Annotated in this window: 16 protein-coding genes; 11 read left to right on the top strand and 5 right to left on the bottom strand. The window is 64.8% G+C overall.

Going from position 1 to position 16,060, the window contains the following annotated elements:
- Positions 1 to 188: 188 nt before the first annotated feature.
- Positions 189 to 1,457, bottom strand: coding sequence for a chromosomal replication initiator protein DnaA (dnaA, locus tag ACFVWL_RS06885; RefSeq protein ID WP_372446043.1), 1,269 nt, complete (start codon positions 1,455 to 1,457; stop codon positions 189 to 191).
- Positions 1,458 to 1,896: 439 nt separating this feature from the next.
- Here dnaA and rpmH point away from each other — a divergent pair, with 439 nt between their 5' ends.
- The 11 genes from rpmH (at position 1,897) to ACFVWL_RS06830 (ending at position 10,613) form a co-directional block, all read left to right on the top strand.
- Positions 1,897 to 2,034, top strand: coding sequence for a 50S ribosomal protein L34 (gene rpmH, locus ACFVWL_RS06880; protein WP_013584598.1), 138 nt, complete (start codon positions 1,897 to 1,899; stop codon positions 2,032 to 2,034).
- Positions 2,035 to 2,040: 6 nt separating this feature from the next.
- Positions 2,041 to 2,397 (top strand): ribonuclease P protein component, encoded by a 357-nt coding sequence (gene rnpA, locus ACFVWL_RS06875; RefSeq protein ID WP_387180215.1) that lies wholly within the window; start codon positions 2,041 to 2,043, stop codon positions 2,395 to 2,397.
- Complete coding sequence (yidD, locus tag ACFVWL_RS06870) at positions 2,394 to 2,744, top strand: membrane protein insertion efficiency factor YidD (protein WP_387180213.1); 351 nt, start codon at positions 2,394 to 2,396, stop codon at positions 2,742 to 2,744. The genes rnpA and yidD overlap by 4 nt, the downstream gene beginning before the upstream one ends.
- A 3-nt stretch (positions 2,745 to 2,747) precedes the next feature.
- Positions 2,748 to 3,818 (top strand): membrane protein insertase YidC, encoded by a 1,071-nt coding sequence (gene yidC / locus ACFVWL_RS06865; protein WP_387180210.1) that lies wholly within the window; start codon positions 2,748 to 2,750, stop codon positions 3,816 to 3,818.
- Positions 3,815 to 4,306, top strand: a complete 492-nt coding sequence (locus ACFVWL_RS06860; RefSeq protein WP_387180207.1) for a protein jag — start codon at positions 3,815 to 3,817, stop codon at positions 4,304 to 4,306. Before yidC ends, ACFVWL_RS06860 begins: the two co-directional genes overlap by 4 nt.
- A gap of 37 nt (positions 4,307 to 4,343) precedes the next feature.
- Complete coding sequence (gene rsmG / locus ACFVWL_RS06855; RefSeq protein ID WP_387180204.1) at positions 4,344 to 4,967, top strand: 16S rRNA (guanine(527)-N(7))-methyltransferase RsmG; 624 nt, start codon at positions 4,344 to 4,346, stop codon at positions 4,965 to 4,967.
- Between the two features lie 1,362 nt (positions 4,968 to 6,329).
- Positions 6,330 to 7,256 (top strand): ParA family protein, encoded by a 927-nt coding sequence (locus ACFVWL_RS06850; protein WP_387180201.1) that lies wholly within the window; start codon positions 6,330 to 6,332, stop codon positions 7,254 to 7,256.
- On the top strand, positions 7,256 to 8,227 hold the full coding sequence (locus tag ACFVWL_RS06845; protein ID WP_387180197.1) for a ParB/RepB/Spo0J family partition protein: 972 nt from the start codon (positions 7,256 to 7,258) through the stop codon (positions 8,225 to 8,227). Before ACFVWL_RS06850 ends, ACFVWL_RS06845 begins: the two co-directional genes overlap by 1 nt.
- A 60-nt stretch (positions 8,228 to 8,287) precedes the next feature.
- A complete protein-coding gene (locus tag ACFVWL_RS06840; protein ID WP_387180194.1) occupies positions 8,288 to 9,736 on the top strand; it encodes a sugar porter family MFS transporter in 1,449 nt (482 codons plus the stop codon).
- A 9-nt stretch (positions 9,737 to 9,745) separates the two neighbouring features.
- Positions 9,746 to 10,081 carry a hypothetical protein gene (locus tag ACFVWL_RS06835; RefSeq protein WP_017829903.1) on the top strand — a complete coding sequence of 112 codons (336 nt, stop codon included), beginning with the start codon at positions 9,746 to 9,748 and terminating at the stop codon, positions 10,079 to 10,081.
- Position 10,082: 1 nt separating this feature from the next.
- Entirely contained in the window at positions 10,083 to 10,613 is a 531-nt protein-coding gene (locus tag ACFVWL_RS06830; RefSeq protein ID WP_387180191.1) for a GrpB family protein, read from the top strand.
- A 90-nt stretch (positions 10,614 to 10,703) separates the two neighbouring features.
- Here ACFVWL_RS06830 and trxA read toward each other — a convergent pair whose 3' ends face one another.
- From trxA to ACFVWL_RS06810, 4 genes are all read right to left on the bottom strand, one after another.
- Positions 10,704 to 11,027: a thioredoxin gene (gene trxA, locus ACFVWL_RS06825; protein ID WP_021201395.1), complete on the bottom strand. Its 324-nt coding sequence runs from the start codon at positions 11,025 to 11,027 to the stop codon at positions 10,704 to 10,706.
- Between the two features lie 65 nt (positions 11,028 to 11,092).
- Positions 11,093 to 12,073 carry a thioredoxin-disulfide reductase gene (trxB, locus tag ACFVWL_RS06820; RefSeq protein WP_387180187.1) on the bottom strand — a complete coding sequence of 327 codons (981 nt, stop codon included), beginning with the start codon at positions 12,071 to 12,073 and terminating at the stop codon, positions 11,093 to 11,095.
- Between the two features lie 119 nt (positions 12,074 to 12,192).
- Entirely contained in the window at positions 12,193 to 13,809 is a 1,617-nt protein-coding gene (gene murJ / locus ACFVWL_RS06815; RefSeq protein ID WP_387180185.1) for a murein biosynthesis integral membrane protein MurJ, read from the bottom strand.
- Positions 13,802 to 15,988: a DUF6049 family protein gene (locus tag ACFVWL_RS06810; protein ID WP_387180182.1), complete on the bottom strand. Its 2,187-nt coding sequence runs from the start codon at positions 15,986 to 15,988 to the stop codon at positions 13,802 to 13,804. The genes murJ and ACFVWL_RS06810 overlap by 8 nt, the downstream gene beginning before the upstream one ends.
- Between the last annotated feature and the right edge of the window lie 72 nt (positions 15,989 to 16,060).

The following is a 16,060-nucleotide window of genomic DNA, read 5'->3' as shown; positions in this document are numbered from 1 at the left end:
CAGAGTTATCCACAGGTTTGGTCGATCCGCCCACATTCGTCCCTACCGAATCCACGATCATCCACAAGTTATCCACATGTGCATAGAGGCATCTATCCGACGATCAGAATCCCTGTCCGGGTGACAAAAAAGGGGAGGCCGGCACCCGATCAGGTACCGGCCTCCCCTTTTCTCGGAGACGCGGCGTGTCAGCGTCGGCCGAGCTGCGTCGTGATCTCGGTGACCTGGTTGTAGATGGAGCGACGCTCCTTCATGAGCTCGCTGATCTTCTTGTACGCGTACATGACCGTCGTGTGGTCGCGGTTGCCGAACAGCTGCCCGATCTTCGGAAGTGAGAGGCTGGTCCGCTCACGACACAGGTACATGGCGATCTGGCGGGCCGTGGCGATCTGCTGCGAACGACTGGAGCCGTAGAGGTCATCGACCGTGAGTTTGAAGTACTGCGCGGTGGCCGTGATGATGTCGGTCGGCGAGATGATGTTGTCCTCGGCCGTGTCGATGATGTCGCGGAGCACGGTCTGCGCCAAGGAGATGTCGAGAGCGGAGCGGTTCAGGCTGGCGAACGCCGACACCCGGATGAGGGCGCCTTCCAGCTCGCGGATGTTCGACGACACCACGGTCGCGATGTACTCGAGCACCTCGTCGGGAATGTGGAGTGCCTCGCTCTGCGCCTTCTTACGGAGGATCGCGATACGCGTCTCGAGGTCGGGCGCCTGCACATCGGTGATCAGGCCCCACTCGAAGCGGCTCCTCATCCGATCCTCGAAGCCGGTGAGGTGCTTCGGTGCGACGTCGCTGGTGATCACGACCTGCTTGTTGTGGTCGTGCAGTGTGTTGAAGGTGTGGAAGAAGGCTTCCTGCGTCTCGGCCCGTCCCTGCAGGAACTGGATGTCATCGATCAGGAGGATGTCGACGTCGCGGTACCGCGCCTGGAACGCGGCGCCGCGGTTGTTCGCGATCGAGTTGATGAAGTCGTTCGTGAACTCCTCACTCGAGACGTAGCGGACCTTCACCCCTGCATAGAGGGACTGCGCGTAGTCGCCGATCGCGTGGAGGAGGTGCGTCTTCCCGAGTCCGGAGTCGCCGTAGATGAACAAGGGGTTGTACGCCTTGGCCGGGGCTTCGGCGACGGCGACCGCTGCGGCGTGTGCGAAGCGGTTCGACTGCCCGATGACGAAGTTGTCGAAGGTGTACTTCGGGTTCAGGCGTGATTCGTGGCGAAGCTGGGTCGGCTGCTCCATGGGGGATTCGACACGGACCTGCTCGTGCCTGCCGAAGTCGCCGACGGCGATCGGTGCCGTCTGCTGCTCCGCCAGTTCGTGATTCACCACGACGCGGTAGGACGTGACCTCTTCGCCGATGTGGGAGAGCGCCTCCATGATCGGCAGGCGCAGCCTCTTGTTGATCTGTGCTGCGGTGAGGTCGTTCGGCACCTCGAGGTAGAGGGTCGCCGACATGACGCCGGCGGGGACAGCCAGACTCAGGAAGCCCTGCAGCTGAGGAGTGACTCGATCGTCGTCGACCAGAAGCTCCTGCACCGTGGTCCAGATGGGAACATCGGGCTGGGCAGGTGATGACATGACGCTCCGGACGAGTGATCGAGGCGGGGTCGACGTGCCGTGTCCCCTGTGGATAACTTAGGATGCCACGGTAGTCATCCCGGCTGTGAACGGCAACCTGCCCTTGAAAACACGCGCGCGTGTTGCACCTGCCGTGCGTGCCAGGGTTGTGGATAATGGCTGTGCGGTTCGTACGGGGAGACAACCACGTGAGCGCGCAGATTTGCTCTGTGCGCCGGTAAGACGTACCCTTACTTGGTTGACTTATGCCATTTTTGGCAGTACCCCATGTCTCCGGTCGAAGTGAACCCGGTGGCAGCATTCCCGGAGTGATTCCATGAGCAAGCGCACCTTCCAGCCCAACAACCGTCGTCGCGCCAAGAAGCACGGCTTCCGCGCCCGCATGCGTACGCGTGCCGGCCGTGGCATCCTCGCTGCCCGCCGCGCGAAGGGCCGCACCGAGCTCTCTGCGTAGTCCGCTGTGCTCGCCCGCCCGTATCGGCTGACCCGCGGCAGCGACTATCGTCTGGTCGTTCGTCGTGGTTCCCGTTGTGGCGGGGCGCGCGTCATCACCTCGATGCTGATGACGGGCGAGAGCAGAGCCGCAAGGTTCGGATTCATCATCAGCAAGCAGGTAGGCACCGCTGTGGTGCGCAATACCGTGCGTCGTCGGCTCAAAGCCGTGTGCGCGGAGGCGCTCCCGCGTGTTCCCGAGGGCACGGATGTCGTCATCCGTGCCCTTCCTGCGTCTGCCACCGCATCGTTCGCGGAGCTTCGAGCCGACGTCGACCGCTGCCTGAGCAGACTGGCGCCGGCGTCCGATGCGGTGTCGGCATGACCGCTCTTCCCGCTTCGTCGGTAGGGTCGGCGCATCTGCACCCCCGGGACCTGGCGCGCAGCATCCCCGTCATCCCGCGGAATCTCGTGCTGGGATTCCTCACTGCGTATCGCAAAGTCATCTCCCCGATGTATGGAGATGTCTGTGCGTACTACCCCAGCTGTTCCGCCTACGCTGTAGGTGCGGTGCAGCAGCACGGTGCAGTGAAGGGAGCAGCGCTCTCGGCATGGCGCATCCTCCGCTGCAACCCCTGGACCACCGGCGGCGTCGACGACGTCCGTCCGCACGACCACTTCCGTTACGACCTGACCGCACACGGTTTCGTCGTCCCTTCCCGAAAGGACTGATCGGTGGGTCTTGACCTTCTGCTCGCCAGTGCGACTCCCAGCCCCGAACCCGCGGGGGGTGGGTTCGATCTGATCGGCACCATCCTGTGGCCGCTCAAGTGGGTCGTCGAGATGATCCTCGTCGCCTGGCACTGGCTGCTCACCGCCGTCGGTCTGCCCGCGGCATCCGGCATCACCTGGGTGCTGTCGATCGTCGGACTCGTGATCGTCGTCCGCGCCGCTCTGATCCCGCTGTTCGTCAAGCAGATCAAGAGCCAGCGAAAGATGATGGAAATCGCTCCTGAACTGCGAAAAGTTCAGGAGAAATACCGCGGCAAGAAGGATCAGCTCTCGCGCGAGGCCATGAGCCGCGAGACGATGGCCCTGTACAAGAAGCACGGCACGACGCCGATGTCGAGCTGTCTGCCCCTCCTTGTGCAGATGCCGATCTTCTTCTCGCTGTACAGCGTGCTGAGCGATGTCAGCAAGCATGCGAAGGATCAAGTCGGTGGTGTCGGGCTGCTGAGCCCGGAGCTGACGAAGGAGTTCTACGACGCCAAGCTCTTCGGTGTCGCCTCTCTGCACGAGACCCTGGGCAACGCGGTCGACGCGAAGAACACCACCGCGATCGTCATTCTGGTCACGCTCGTCGTGCTCATGATCGCCTCGCAGTTCTTTACGCAGCTGCAGATCATCTCGAAGAACCTGTCGCCCGAGGCCAAGACCGGCCAGGCGTACCAGATGCAGAAGATCATGCTCTACGTGCTGCCGCTGGGCTTCATCTTCTCCGGTGTCTTCTTCCCGCTCGGTGTCGTCGTGTACTGGTTCATCTCGAACCTCTGGACCATGGGACAGCAGTTCCTCGTCATCCGTGAGATGCCGACTCCGGGTTCCGAAGCCGCCAAGGCGCGCGAGGAGCGTCTCGCTCGCAAGGGCAAGGCTATCGACGCCTCAGGCAAGGTCGTTCGGATGGCGGCCTACGAGGCCGAGCAGCAGCGCCTGCTCGAAGAGGTCGAGAAGGCTAAGGCAGAGGCCCCGAAGCGTCAGCAGCCGGTGGGCAAGAAGCGTGCGAAGAAGAAGGGGAGCGGTTCATGAGCGAGACCATGACCGACAGCACCGAGCCCACCGTGGCTCAGCTCGAGAATGAGGGCGACGTCGCCGCGGACTACCTCGAGGAACTCCTCGACATCGCGGACATCGATGGCGATCTGAACCTCGATGTTCGTCAGGGCCGCGCCTACGTCTCGGTCGAGGCTGAAGGTGACGGGCTTGCGTTGCTCTCCGCTCCCGACACGGTCCAGGCACTGCAGGAGCTGACGCGCCTCGCCGTCCAGAGCAAGACCGGATCCTTCTCTCGCCTCATCCTCGACATCGCCGGCTCGCGTGACACTCGTCGTCGTCAGCTGGAGACCCTGGTCGACGCGGCTGCCGCCAAGCTCGATGAGGGTTCATCCCAGGCGTCCCTGCCGTCGATGTCGAGCTACGAGCGCAAGCTCGTGCACGATATCGCCGCCGAGCGTGGACTCGTGTCCGAGTCGTACGGCGAAGGCGCTGACCGCCACACGGTCCTCCGTCGTCGTTGATGTTTCACGTGAAACATCGCGTGGACGGAGCAGTAGCGTGAGTGATCTGGAGCACGAGCCCACCGTTGCAGCGGAGCTCTTCGGCGAAAGCATCGACGCGGCACGCGCTTTCACGGCGGCCCTCGCGCGTGAGGGCGAGGAGCGTGGCCTCATCGGCCCTCTCGAGCTTCCTCGACTGTGGACTCGGCATATCCTCAACAGTGTCATCGCTGCTCCGCTTTTTCATGGCTCGGTGGCCGACATCGGTTCTGGGGCCGGACTCCCCGGGCTGGTACTCGCCATCGCTCGTCCTGACGTGCAGTGGACGTTGATCGAGCCGATGGAGCGCCGCGTCACTTGGCTCAATGAGCAGGTCGATGCTCTGGCGCTCACCAACGTCACGGTGCTTCGTTCTCGCGCTGAGGACGTGCGCCTAGTGGAGGGCTTCGATGTCGTGACAGCCCGTGCGGTGAGCGCGCTGCGTACGTTGATTCCCCTCACAGCGCCCTTGGTTCGCGACGGGGGAGAGCTGACCCTCCTTAAGGGCATGAATGCGGCGAATGAGATCGACGCAGCGCAGAAGCAGATCAAGAAGTTCCGACTGAGCAACGTCAGAGTCGAGGTTCTGGGTGAGGGTGTGCTCCCCGAGACGACTCGGGCGGTTCGGGCTCTCGTCCGGTAGGTCAGCTGTTCTCTAGAACGCGGGGTGTTTCACGTGAAACGCTCCGCGTTCTGTCGTTTTGGGGGATGACGGGTCCTAGAAGGCGAGAGGATACGAGCCGGGGTGACCGTTCCCCACGGAGTGTTTTGAGATGGACCTCCGGGCGCTGTAGGCCCAGAGTAGATGCGACAGACGTGCAGGATCGGAACTCGAAGGTCGAGCGCGATCGTGCGAAGGCGTCGTAGCGAGTGGGGGCATTCCACCTCCGCGGCAAAGGCTGCAGGACCGGCCATGTCGGCCACCACCGGAGGGGCATCCACGTCTGGTGGGCACGCCCGTTGTTTCACGTGAAACACATTCCTCAGCCCATGCGCAGCTCTCAGTAGTCCGGGCAGGTGAGGGATGCTTCTCACGGGCCTTACCGAGGGCTGGGGAGCGCACTAGCCGGAATGAACTCGCGGCTCGCCGGCTCCGTTCTGGGTCCAACGTTCTCGTTCGTCGTGGCGAGGGGCCGCGAGAGTGAGGGATCGAGCGCGCCAGGAGGGCAACCGACATGAGTGCACCTTCCTCCCGGAGCGTTTCACGTGAAACATCGAGGCACAGAGGTGCCTGTTGAGCGGAAGGCTCGGGATGTCACTTCTCCTCGCAAGGCGGACGAGCACGGAAGAAGTACTACCTGAGGGGCGACAACTCCGCAGCGCATGTTTCACGTGAAACAAGCTGTGTTGCTGGAAGCGCTCCATCTGCGGAACGAACCATTTCGCGACGCAGGAAGAAGGATCCCGCTGCTCAGTCACGGTTGAGGAATGAACCCTTGTTGCGCGTGTCTGCAGAGTGGCCCTGCCTGACGAAGGTGCGTCGAGTGTTTCCTCGCTGGGGAGGTGGGCGCTTCACCCCTCGATGCCCGCGCGACGTGTAGTACTCCGGAAGTCTCGTTTCGCGGCAACGCTGCGACGCACGTAGGCCGTTCTGGGGGAATCACGACGCGCCGATCCCGGCGCGTCCGTTCCACGTGGAACACGAGGTGAAGTGCGGAGCGCGCGAGAGGTCCGGGCCACCTCCGCGCCTCCGGAAAGGAGTGTAGCCAGAGGCGAACGAGGCGCATGTGCTTTTGGGCGAGTGGTGCGCTCCGCGTTCAGGGTTCCCTAGAGGAGCAGTTCGGCGACGTGGGAACTCGATCCCACCGAGGGGGAGCCAACAGGAAGGGGGGAGTCGATGTTTCACGTGAAACCAGACCGGAAACCACATCCGGCTCCCGCCTCTGGGTGCGTCTCTGCACCATTTCATGTCCGCGCGGCTCGATTTCGCTGGGAGAGGAGCTGAGCGCAGTAATCGAACGTCGTCGCTTGCGATTAGAGTGGAACGCGGCCCCGAAAGGAGTGGATGTTTCACGTGAAACAGTCCGAGAAGACATCCTCGAACGAATCGTTCGGGATGGATACGCCGCTTGCGCGGGAACTAGCCGACCTCTCCGCCCGCAGGCGGGCACTCGAGGGGGCCACTGTGGAATTCACGGGGGAAACCCGTGTGCTGACGGTTTCCAACCAGAAGGGTGGAGTGGGGAAGACCACCACCGCTGTGAACATCGCGTCTGCCCTCGCAGGACTAGGCGCGAAGGTTCTGGTCATCGATCTCGACCCGCAGGGAAATGCGTCCACTGCACTGGGTGTTCCTCACAGCGCCGAGGTCCCCAGTGTCTATGACGTGCTGATCGACGAGTTGCCCCTCGCCGACATCGTCCAGGAGAGTCCGGAAGACCCCAACCTCTTCTGTGCGCCGAGCACGATCCATCTTGCGGGTGCAGAGATCGAGTTGGTCGCACAGGTAGCGCGCGAGCATCGTCTGCGCCGCGCGCTCGAGGTCTACCTCGTCGACAATCCGATGGACTTCGTCATCATCGACTGCCCGCCGTCGCTGGGGCTCCTCACTATCAACGCCTTCACCGCGGCAACGGAGGTGTTCATCCCGATCCAGTGCGAGTACTACGCACTCGAGGGGCTGAGCCAGTTGCTCGGCAGTATCCAGATGATTCAGAAGCATCTGAATCCCGTTCTTCACCTCTCCACGATCCTGCTGACGATGTTCGATGGGCGCACCCGCCTGGCGCAGCAGGTCGCGGATGAAGTGCGGACGCACTTCCCGGAACAGGTGCTGGAGACGGTCATCCCACGTTCGGTTCGAGTGTCTGAGGCCCCGAGCTTCGGGCAGACGGTGATCGCGTACGACGGACAATCCGCCGGCGCGATCGCCTACCGCGAGGCCGCTGTTGAGATCGCATCGCGCACAGCGACGCAGAGCAAGGAGAAATGATGGCGAAGCGCACTGGGCTGGGTCGGGGTATCGGCGCCCTCATCCCCACGGCTGATCAGTCGGAACGTCCCGTCGACGTGTTCTTCCCCGGCGCGAGCCTGCGTCAGGCGAGTACTGAACCGGTAACCGCGGCCGAGACTGACGCCCCCGATCTGGAGGTCGTTCCCGGGATCCACCTGATCCAGGTGGACCCGAACACGATCGTGGCGAATCCCCGTCAGCCCAGAACACACTTCAACCCCGAAGATCTCGCGGAGCTGGTCCACAGCGTGCGGGAGTTCGGCGTGCTGCAGCCTGTCGTGGTCCGCAAGAACACCGAGGGGCAGTACGAGCTCATCATGGGGGAGCGGCGTACCCGCGCTGCGCGTGAGGCCGGCCTCGAGGTGATCCCTGCGATCGTCCGCGATACCGCCGACGAAGATCTCCTTCGCGACGCCCTGCTCGAGAACCTCCACCGCTCCGAGCTGAACCCGCTGGAAGAGGCGTCCGCCTACCAGCAGCTCCTCGAAGACTTCGGCATCACCCAGGAGGAGCTGGCGACGCGCATCGGTCGCTCCCGCCCGCAGATCAGCAACACGATCCGACTGCTGAAGCTCCCGGTACCCGTGCAACAGCGGGTCGCGGCCGGCGTGCTGACGGCTGGACACGCACGAGCGATCCTCAGCCTCGATACTCCGGAGTCGATGCAGCGCCTCGCAGACAAGGTCGTGAACGAAGATCTCTCGGTACGCGCGACCGAGGAGGCCGCCAAGTCGCAGCCCAGCCCCGGCACGTCCGTGAAGCCCACCCCCGGTGCTCGGCGTGCCTACCTCGACGAGGTCGCCGGGAAGCTCGGTGATCGACTCAACACGCGAGTGAAGATCGCACTTGGAGCACGAAAAGGCCAGGTCACAATTGATTTCGCATCCATCCAGGATCTCAATCGCATTCTGGAGGAACTCGGAGAGAGCGGTTACGGCACGGCGAAATGACGCCCCGGCAGTGACAGCGTTAGCCTAGACTCGCGTCATCGTGACGACGAGGGGGATGTCATGTCAAGAACAGCCGGTCCGGCAGCCATCAAGCGTCGTGTGATCGCCGTCAGCATCGCAGCCGCGCTGGGTGGCTTCCTCTTCGGATTCGACACGGCCGTGATCAACGGAGCCGTCGACGCATTGGCGGGCGACGTCTCCGGCTTCGATCTCGGCACAGCGCTGAAGGGCTTCGCCGTGTCGTCGGCCCTCATCGGGTGTGCGGTGGGCGCCTGGTTCGCGGGACCCGTGTCCAACAAGTACGGGCGCATTCCCGTGATGGTCGTCGCGGCGACGATGTTCTTCATCTCCGCGATCGGCTCCGGACTCGCATTCAGTGTGGTCGACCTCATCATCTGGCGGGTGATCGGAGGACTCGGCGTCGGTGCGGCGTCGGTCATCGCGCCGGCGTACATTGCTGAGGTCTCGCCCGCGGCTGTTCGTGGGCGCCTCGGGTCGCTGCAGCAGCTCGCCATCGTCACCGGTATCTTCGCGGCACTGCTCTCCGATGCGCTGCTGGCAGGTATCGCCGGCTCTGCGGATCAGCCGCTCTGGGGGCTCACCGCCTGGCGATGGATGTTCATGGTCGCGGCGATACCCGCCCTGGTCTACGGGCTCATGTCTCTTCGCCTCCCCGAATCTCCGCGATACCTGGTCCGGAAGGGCGAGCTGAAACGGGCGGCGGAAGTTCTCGAGACCGTCACCGGGACGGTGGACGTCCAAGGGAAGATCGACGAGATCACCGGAACCATCAACACCGAGCGTTCCGAGTCGCTGCGCGATCTGCGCGGCAACCGCCTGGGCTTGAAGCCGATCGTCTGGATCGGCATCCTGCTGTCGGTGTTCCAGCAGTTCGTCGGCATCAACGTGATCTTCTACTACTCGACGACGCTCTGGCAGTCGGTGGGCTTCGATGAGTCGAGCGCTCTGCTCACCTCCGTCATCACGTCGGTCACGAACATCGTCGTGACGATCGTGGCGATCCTGCTGGTGGACAAGATCGGTCGACGGATCATGCTCCTGGTCGGCTCGGTAGGGATGACCGTGACCCTCGGCCTCATGGCCGTGGCATTCTCGTTCGGCACCCTGGACGCCCAGGGTACGGCGACGCTCCCCGACCCGTGGGCCACCATCGCCCTGGTCTGCGCGAATGGATTCGTCGTGTTCTTCGGTGCGAGCTGGGGTCCGCTCGTGTGGGTTCTGCTGGGCGAGATCTTCCCGAACTCGATCAGGGCCGGCGCACTCGCCGTGGCCGCAGCCGCGCAGTGGGTCGCGAACTTCTTCATCTCCACGACGTTCCCGGCGTTCGCCGAGATCGGCCTCACGTTCGCTTACGGGTTCTACGCATTCTTCGCGCTCTTGTCGTTCTTCTTCGTGTTCTTCAAGGTTCCGGAAACTAAGGGCAAAGAGCTCGAGGACATGACCGAGAACATGAAGGTGGAGCGCCGGAGGGGTCCTCAGCCGACGTAGGCTTGATGTATGACCGAGTCCGTACAGCGTCGCGCCAGCCTGGAAGTGCTGCGTGCCGAAGCGGCAGACGAACTCGCCGTTCTCATCCAGGAGCGTCTTCTCGGCGGAGAAGATCCCTGGGAGTTCATGGAAGAGCTTCCGAGCGTCGATGAACTCGTCGTCTACCTCCTGCGTGCGGACAACATCAATGCGAACGACGGTGTGCGACCGAACGCGGCCCGACACTATCGCGTGCTTCGGCAGATCGCCCTCGAGTATCCGGAGCTGACTTCCGCGGTCTGGGGCCTGTTGGACGAGAAGCAGCGCCACCGTCGCTGGGATCCGTCCGTCGCCGACGCCTCCTGAGGTGGAGGCCGTCCTCGTTCCGTACGATCCGGCCTGGCCGGACGTCTTCCGGAGGGTCGCGGCAGAGCTGCGGACGCAAGGGAACCCGAACTGGATCGTCGAGCACATCGGCTCGACCAGCATCCCGGGGATGAGCGCCAAGCCGATCATCGATGTGGCGGTGCGGATCGCCGACAAGGAGGACCTCGACCGGCATCTGCCCGCCCTCGAGACCGTCGGGTGGCGGCTCGGGAGCGGAGTGCGAAGCCACCAGGTGATGATCTTCGAGGAGGACGGCATGCGCACTCGAATCGCCCACTTCTTCGAGGCGTCCGGGTGGGATGAGGCGAACCAGAGGATTCTCCGGGACTGGCTGCTGCAGAATCCGGGAGATGCCGATCTTTACGAACGCGCGAAGCACGCTGCTGTCGACGCCTCGCGAATGGGGGAGGAATCATACAACGCGGGCAAGACCGCAGTGATCCAGCTCCTCGTCGATCGAGCCCGTGCCGCTCGTGGACTATTGCCAGTCTCGGTGTACGACAAAGACTGACAAAGAGGCGCATCGCGCACGACACGAAGCTGCGGCGACGAAGAAAGGGCCGCACCTCCCCGGGAGGTACGGCCCTTTCGAGTCGGAGGATCAGCCGATGAAGGCGGCGAGGTCCTTCTCGAGAGCGAACTTGGGCTTGGCGCCGATGATGGTCGTCTTGACCTCACCACCGTGGAAGACCTTCATCGCCGGGATCGACGTGATCTGGTACTTCATCGCCAGCTCGGGGTTCTCGTCGACGTTGAGCTTGAGGATGGTGATCTTGTCGGGGTTGTCGGCCTGGATCTCGTCCAGAACCGGCGCGACCATACGACACGGACCACACCACTCAGCCCAGAAGTCCACCAGCACGGGACCGTCGGCCTGCAGAACGTCCTGTTCCCAGGTCGCCTGGCTCGTAGCCTTTGCACTCATCAGAGTTCTCCTTGATTCGAGGTTCGTCTGCTACAACAGCCGACGAGGGAAAAGTGTTCCCGCCCCTACGCGGAGGCGGTGAGGATCTCGGCGGCTTCGGCGGCCGGGACCTCGACGGACGCGTCCTCGAGGTCTGCGAGGAAGTGCTCGGCGTCGAGAGCGGCGACCGTGCCGGTGCCGGCAGCCGTGATGGCCTGACGGTAGGTGGGGTCGATGACGTCACCCGCAGCGAAGACACCGGGGACCGAAGTCTTCGACGAACGGCCGTCGACCCAGATGGTGCCCTCCGGTGTGAGCTCGAGCTTGTCGTGCACGAGGTGCGTGCGCGGGTCGTTGCCGATCGCGATGAAGAGTCCGTCGAGCGGGAGGTCGCTGAGGGTGCCGTCGACCGTGGAACGCAGCTGCACGCCTGTCACGGAATCGCCACCGAGGACCTCGGCGACCTCGCTGTTCCACACGAACTCGATCTTCTCGTTCGCGAAGGCGCGCTCCTGCATGATCTTGGAGGCCCGCAGGGTGTCCTTGCGGTGGATGACGTAGACCTTGTCGGCGAAGCGCGTGAGGAACGTGGCCTCTTCCATCGCGGAGTCGCCGCCGCCGACGACCGCGATCGTCTTCTCGCGGAAGAAGAAGCCGTCGCACGTGGCGCACCAGGAGACGCCGTAGCCGGAGAGGCGCTCCTCGCCGGCGATGTCGAGCTTGCGGTAGGCCGAGCCCGTCGCGTAGATGAGGGACTGTGTCTCGTGCTCTGCGCCGCTGCCGAGGATGACCTTCTTGACGGGGCCGTCGAGCTGAAGCTCGGTGACGTCGTCGTAGACGACCTCGGTGCCGAACTTCTCGGCCTGCTCCTGGAACTTGGCCATGAGCTCCGGTCCCTGGATGCCCTCGGGGAAGCCCGGGTAGTTCTCGACCTCTGTGGTGTTCATCAGCTCACCGCCCACCTCGACGGAGCTCGCGATGAGCAGCGGCTTGAGGTTCGCTCTGGCCGCGTAGATGGCAGCCGTGAATCCGGCGGGGCCGGAGCCGATGATGATGACCTGACGCATGTGCTCTCCGTCTTAGAAACTGCAGTCGAATGACCTTCGAGTGCTTCAACCCATGGTAACCGCGAGGCATTCCCCGGACAGTGTGCGCCACCGGGCTGGGAGAAGGCTCCGGGCGCGGATCAGCGACCGGGGAGGAAGCGACGGACCAGCACGCGGACGGCCGTGAGCTCGGGGGCACGCATGATGGCGAGGATCGCGATGTAGACGATCACCACGACGAGGCCGACCATCGCGGTCGCGAGGGTCGCGGGGATGACGCCGGAGGTGGCCCAACCCGTGGTACCGCCGAGAAGCTGGAACGTTCCCCAGCCGGCGGATCCTGCTGGGATTCCGGCGATCGTGAAGCGACCGATGGCCGTGATCCACGAACGAATCCTCAGACCGCCGATCTTCTTGTGCAGCAGCCAGGTGGCGACGATCGTCTGCAGGATGCTCGCGATCGACTGGCCGAGGGCGATCGCTGCGGCGAGAGAGGTGAGGGGGATGATCCCCGCCTCGCGCAGACCGAGCGCAGCCAGGGCGGTGACGACGATGAGGACGCACTGGAAGATCGTGAACCAGAACGGGGTCCGCGTGTCGTCGTAGGCGTAGAAGGTCCGCTGCACGATGAAGAGGATCGTGAGAGGAATGAGCCCGACGAGGTAGGCGAGCAGCACCATTGCGGCCGCTTGGGCGTCGTCGGCGGATTCGGTGAACACCCGAGACGCCGGGATGGCCGCGGCGGCGACGGCCGCGGTGGCCGCGACGATGAAGAACAGCAGCGTGCGGATGCTCTGCGCGATGTCGGCGCGGACGTCGTCATCGCGACCGGCAGCCGCGTGCGCGCTGATCTGGGTGAAGTAAGGGGTTCCGATCGAGAGCACGATGACGGAATACGGGAGCATGAAGATCAGCCACGCGTTCGCGGTCACGGTGGCGGAGGCCCCCAGACCGGCGACCTCGCTGACGATGTAGCCCTGGAGAACTCCGGCGGACAGGCTCGCGAAAGCCATGAGGAAGGTCCAACCAGCGAGGCGGCCGACATTGCCGAGACCGACACCGCGCCAACGGAAGTCGGGCTTGAGAGCGAGGCCCGTGCGACGCCAGAAGATGAGCAGGACGACGGCCTGCAGCGCGATGCCCAGCGTGGCCGTGCCACCGAGCAGCGTGATCATCTCCGGTGTCCAGTCGGTGGCCTTCGTGGAGACGGGACCGAAAAGCGCGCCGAGCGCGAGGAAGCCGACGATCGAGACGATGTTGTTGACGACAGGCGCCCAGGTGAAGGGACCGAAGATCTTCCGCGCGTTGAGAGCCTCGCCCAGCATCGCGTAGAGACCGTAGAGGAGGATCTGAGGCAGGCACCAGTAGGCGAGTGCCGTGGCGAGGGCGAGGGTGGCCTCTGTCGCTCTACCGGCGACCAGGTGCACCAGCCACGGTGCTGCCGCCGTCGCGATTCCCGTCACCACGACCAGGACGACGGTGCCCAGGGTGAACAGCTTCGAGATGAAGGCATTGCCGCCATCGGCATCCGCCGTCGCCTTGACGATCTGGGGGACGATGACCGCCGTGAGGATTCCGACGGAGATCAAGGAGAAGACGCTGTTGGGCAGCTGATTCGCGTAGGTGAACGCATCCGCCGCCTGCGACCCGAGGGAGCCGATGACTCCGACGAGCACGATGCTGCGCAGCAGACCGGTCAGGCGTGAGACGAGGGTGCCCGCACCGATGATGGCGCTCGCGCGGCCGAGGCTACTCATTCTTGTCTTCGGTCGTGGTGGCATCCGGTCGTGTGTGCACGGCACCCTCTTCGAGCGTCTCGATCTCGGCTTCGACGGCGGCCTCTTCGGCTGCTTCGTGGCGCTTGCGGCGCACGGTGCGGATCACGCCGAGCGCGATCAGGCCGACGGCGAGGCCTCCGAAGACGACCAGGCCGATGGTCTCCCACTCTGCGCGAACCGCGACCCGGATCTCCTGCTGGCCCTGGATCTGCACGCCGGTGGGGCTGTAGAGGCTGAGTCGCAGGTCGACTTCGCCACTGCCGACGCGTGCGGACACCGGAACCTTGACACGCTTGGTCGAGTTCGCCTCGACGACCGTCTCCGTCATCGGTGTGACCTCGAGACGCGGGTCGGCGGGCGAGACGAAGAGCTGCACCGTCACCGGCCACGGCAGGTCGTTGCGCACGGCGATCGGCAGGTCGGCGTTGGCGGTGAGCAGTTGGATGGTGCTGGACGGTGGGATACTCACGGCCGACAGGGTGTCCGTCGTGCGCTTGCGGTGCTTCTCGACGCCCTCGGTGAAGGCTTTCGCCGACGAACCGACGGCCAGTGTGCGGAGGATTCTGATGCGCTCGGGGCTCAGCAGCACCTGCGGGTCGGCCAGGATCGAGGAGAAGGCGGTGAGTGTTCCCTCGTCGGCAAGGAGATTCGTCACTGCGGCGGCGCGCGCGGGATCGGCCTGCGTCGTGATGGAGGCCGGCGTCGCCGGTGTCGCACGCAGCGCGGAGAGCTCGAATCCGATCGAATCGGCTGTCGAGATGGCGTCGCGCAGCGCATCGGCGTTGCGGTTCTCATCGCGGTCGAGCCCGATCAGCAGCGGGGCCCCCGCGACACGGTCTTCTGCCAGCGTCAGCAGCGCAGCGGCCTCGGCCAGCAGTCGCTGGCGATCGACGGGGTCTGACTCGGCGGCGACATCGGACAGCGACTCGGACAAGCCGGCATCCGTGACCAGGAGGTCGTGTCCGCCGACCGCGGCGTGTGCTGCGCTCTGTCCACCGAGCGAAGCGGAGGAGACGACCGTGGTCGTTCCTTCGCCCAGGTACCGCGTGAAAGCGGCCAGATCGTCCTCGCCGAGCTCGTCGTCCGGCCACAGGATCTGGGGGATCGAGCCGTCGATCGCGGTGAGTTCCGTGTCGTCGGGCAGCTGGGGCGTACTCGTCGGGCTGGGCGTCGGACCGGGCGTCGCGGTCGGGCCGCCCGTCGGGAGAGGCGTGGCAGGCGTCTGCGGGAAGTTCGCGGCGTCGAGGAAGGGAGCCAGCGTCGTCGGCTGCAGGAGCTCGGGCAGACCCGCCTGAGCCTGAGCCGTGGCATCTGCATCGCCGAACTGCAACGCGAACCGCGTGTTGGGCAGGGCATCGAGACGGACGAGCCATTCCCTGGCGGTCTCGGGCGCCCCTGAACCGAGTGCGCGGATGGCCGCGGGGATGGAGGGGTCGATGGCGAGCACCGCGGTGGTTCCCGCCACACCGTCGAGCTGGGCCGTGAGCGCACCCTCGGTGCTGGTGAGAGCGGCGAGCTCTTCCGAGCTGAGCAGCACACCGTTCTCGGGAGTCGCCGTGAGGGGGACCAGCACCCCGACCTGAGCCGTCTGGGAATCGGCGACGACCAGCACGCTCGTCGCGGTGGTCGCCACTGCGGTCGCGCGATCGTCGGCGGTGCTCCCGCTTTTCGCGCCGGTGAACTCGGCTCGCAGGGGGTAGACGCCGGGAGCGAGAGCACCGAGGGTCTCTGCGGGCACGAAGACCGTGGTCGTCGCCGATGCATCGGCGTCGATGGCGGCCGTCGTGTCGGAGCCGATCGTCTCGAAGTCGCCCGGCGCCTCACCGTCGTCGAGCCAGCTCGTGACAGAGCCCTCATCCGTCAGGGGAGTCCTGCTGAGCTCCACCTGGACCTGGCCACCGGAGAGCTTCGACTCCGTGTCGTTCTGAACGGTGAGCATCGCCGTGGTCGAGGACCCGGGGGCGACGAGGCCGCGCAGACCCGCAGAGACATGGAACCCCACGCTCGCGTCGTCGTCGGAGGCGGACCCGCCGGCGGCGACGGCCGTGCTCGGCACGACGACGGCGCAGGCGCCGAGTGCGATCGCGAGAACAGCGGTCGCACCGGCGAGCCTTCGCAGGCGCGCACGGAGGCCGTGCTCGGGGGTGATCGCGGTCATGAAGGTCTTCCTCGAACGCCCGGAAAGGGGCTGATCGTGAGTACTGACCTTGTGATTCTAGGAGGCGCAGGG

This window comes from Microbacterium sp. NPDC058269 (assembly GCF_042881445.1).
Lineage (GTDB): Bacteria > Actinomycetota > Actinomycetes > Actinomycetales > Microbacteriaceae > Microbacterium.
Note: the sequence above shows the minus strand (reverse complement) of the source record. Positions and strands in the feature narration are given on the sequence as shown.

Excerpts from the sequence above, each read along its gene's own strand:
- trxB (WP_387180187.1), bottom strand. The coding sequence starts at position 12,073 with ATGCGTCAGGTCATCATCATCGGCTCCGGCCCCGCCGGATTCACGGCT.
- rpmH (WP_013584598.1), top strand. The coding sequence starts at position 1,897 with ATGAGCAAGCGCACCTTCCAGCCCAACAACCGTCGTCGCGCCAAGAAG.
- trxA (WP_021201395.1), bottom strand. The coding sequence starts at position 11,027 with ATGAGTGCAAAGGCTACGAGCCAGGCGACCTGGGAACAGGACGTTCTG.
- ACFVWL_RS06840 (WP_387180194.1), top strand. The coding sequence starts at position 8,288 with ATGTCAAGAACAGCCGGTCCGGCAGCCATCAAGCGTCGTGTGATCGCC.
- ACFVWL_RS06850 (WP_387180201.1), top strand. The coding sequence starts at position 6,330 with ATGTTTCACGTGAAACAGTCCGAGAAGACATCCTCGAACGAATCGTTC.
- murJ (WP_387180185.1), bottom strand. The coding sequence starts at position 13,809 with ATGAGTAGCCTCGGCCGCGCGAGCGCCATCATCGGTGCGGGCACCCTC.
- ACFVWL_RS06860 (WP_387180207.1), top strand. The coding sequence starts at position 3,815 with ATGAGCGAGACCATGACCGACAGCACCGAGCCCACCGTGGCTCAGCTC.
- ACFVWL_RS06835 (WP_017829903.1), top strand. The coding sequence starts at position 9,746 with ATGACCGAGTCCGTACAGCGTCGCGCCAGCCTGGAAGTGCTGCGTGCC.
- yidD (WP_387180213.1), top strand. The coding sequence starts at position 2,394 with ATGACCGCTCTTCCCGCTTCGTCGGTAGGGTCGGCGCATCTGCACCCC.
- ACFVWL_RS06810 (WP_387180182.1), bottom strand. The coding sequence starts at position 15,988 with ATGACCGCGATCACCCCCGAGCACGGCCTCCGTGCGCGCCTGCGAAGG.
- ACFVWL_RS06845 (WP_387180197.1), top strand. The coding sequence starts at position 7,256 with ATGGCGAAGCGCACTGGGCTGGGTCGGGGTATCGGCGCCCTCATCCCC.
- dnaA (WP_372446043.1), bottom strand. The coding sequence starts at position 1,457 with ATGTCGGCGACCCTCTACCTCGAGGTGCCGAACGACCTCACCGCAGCA.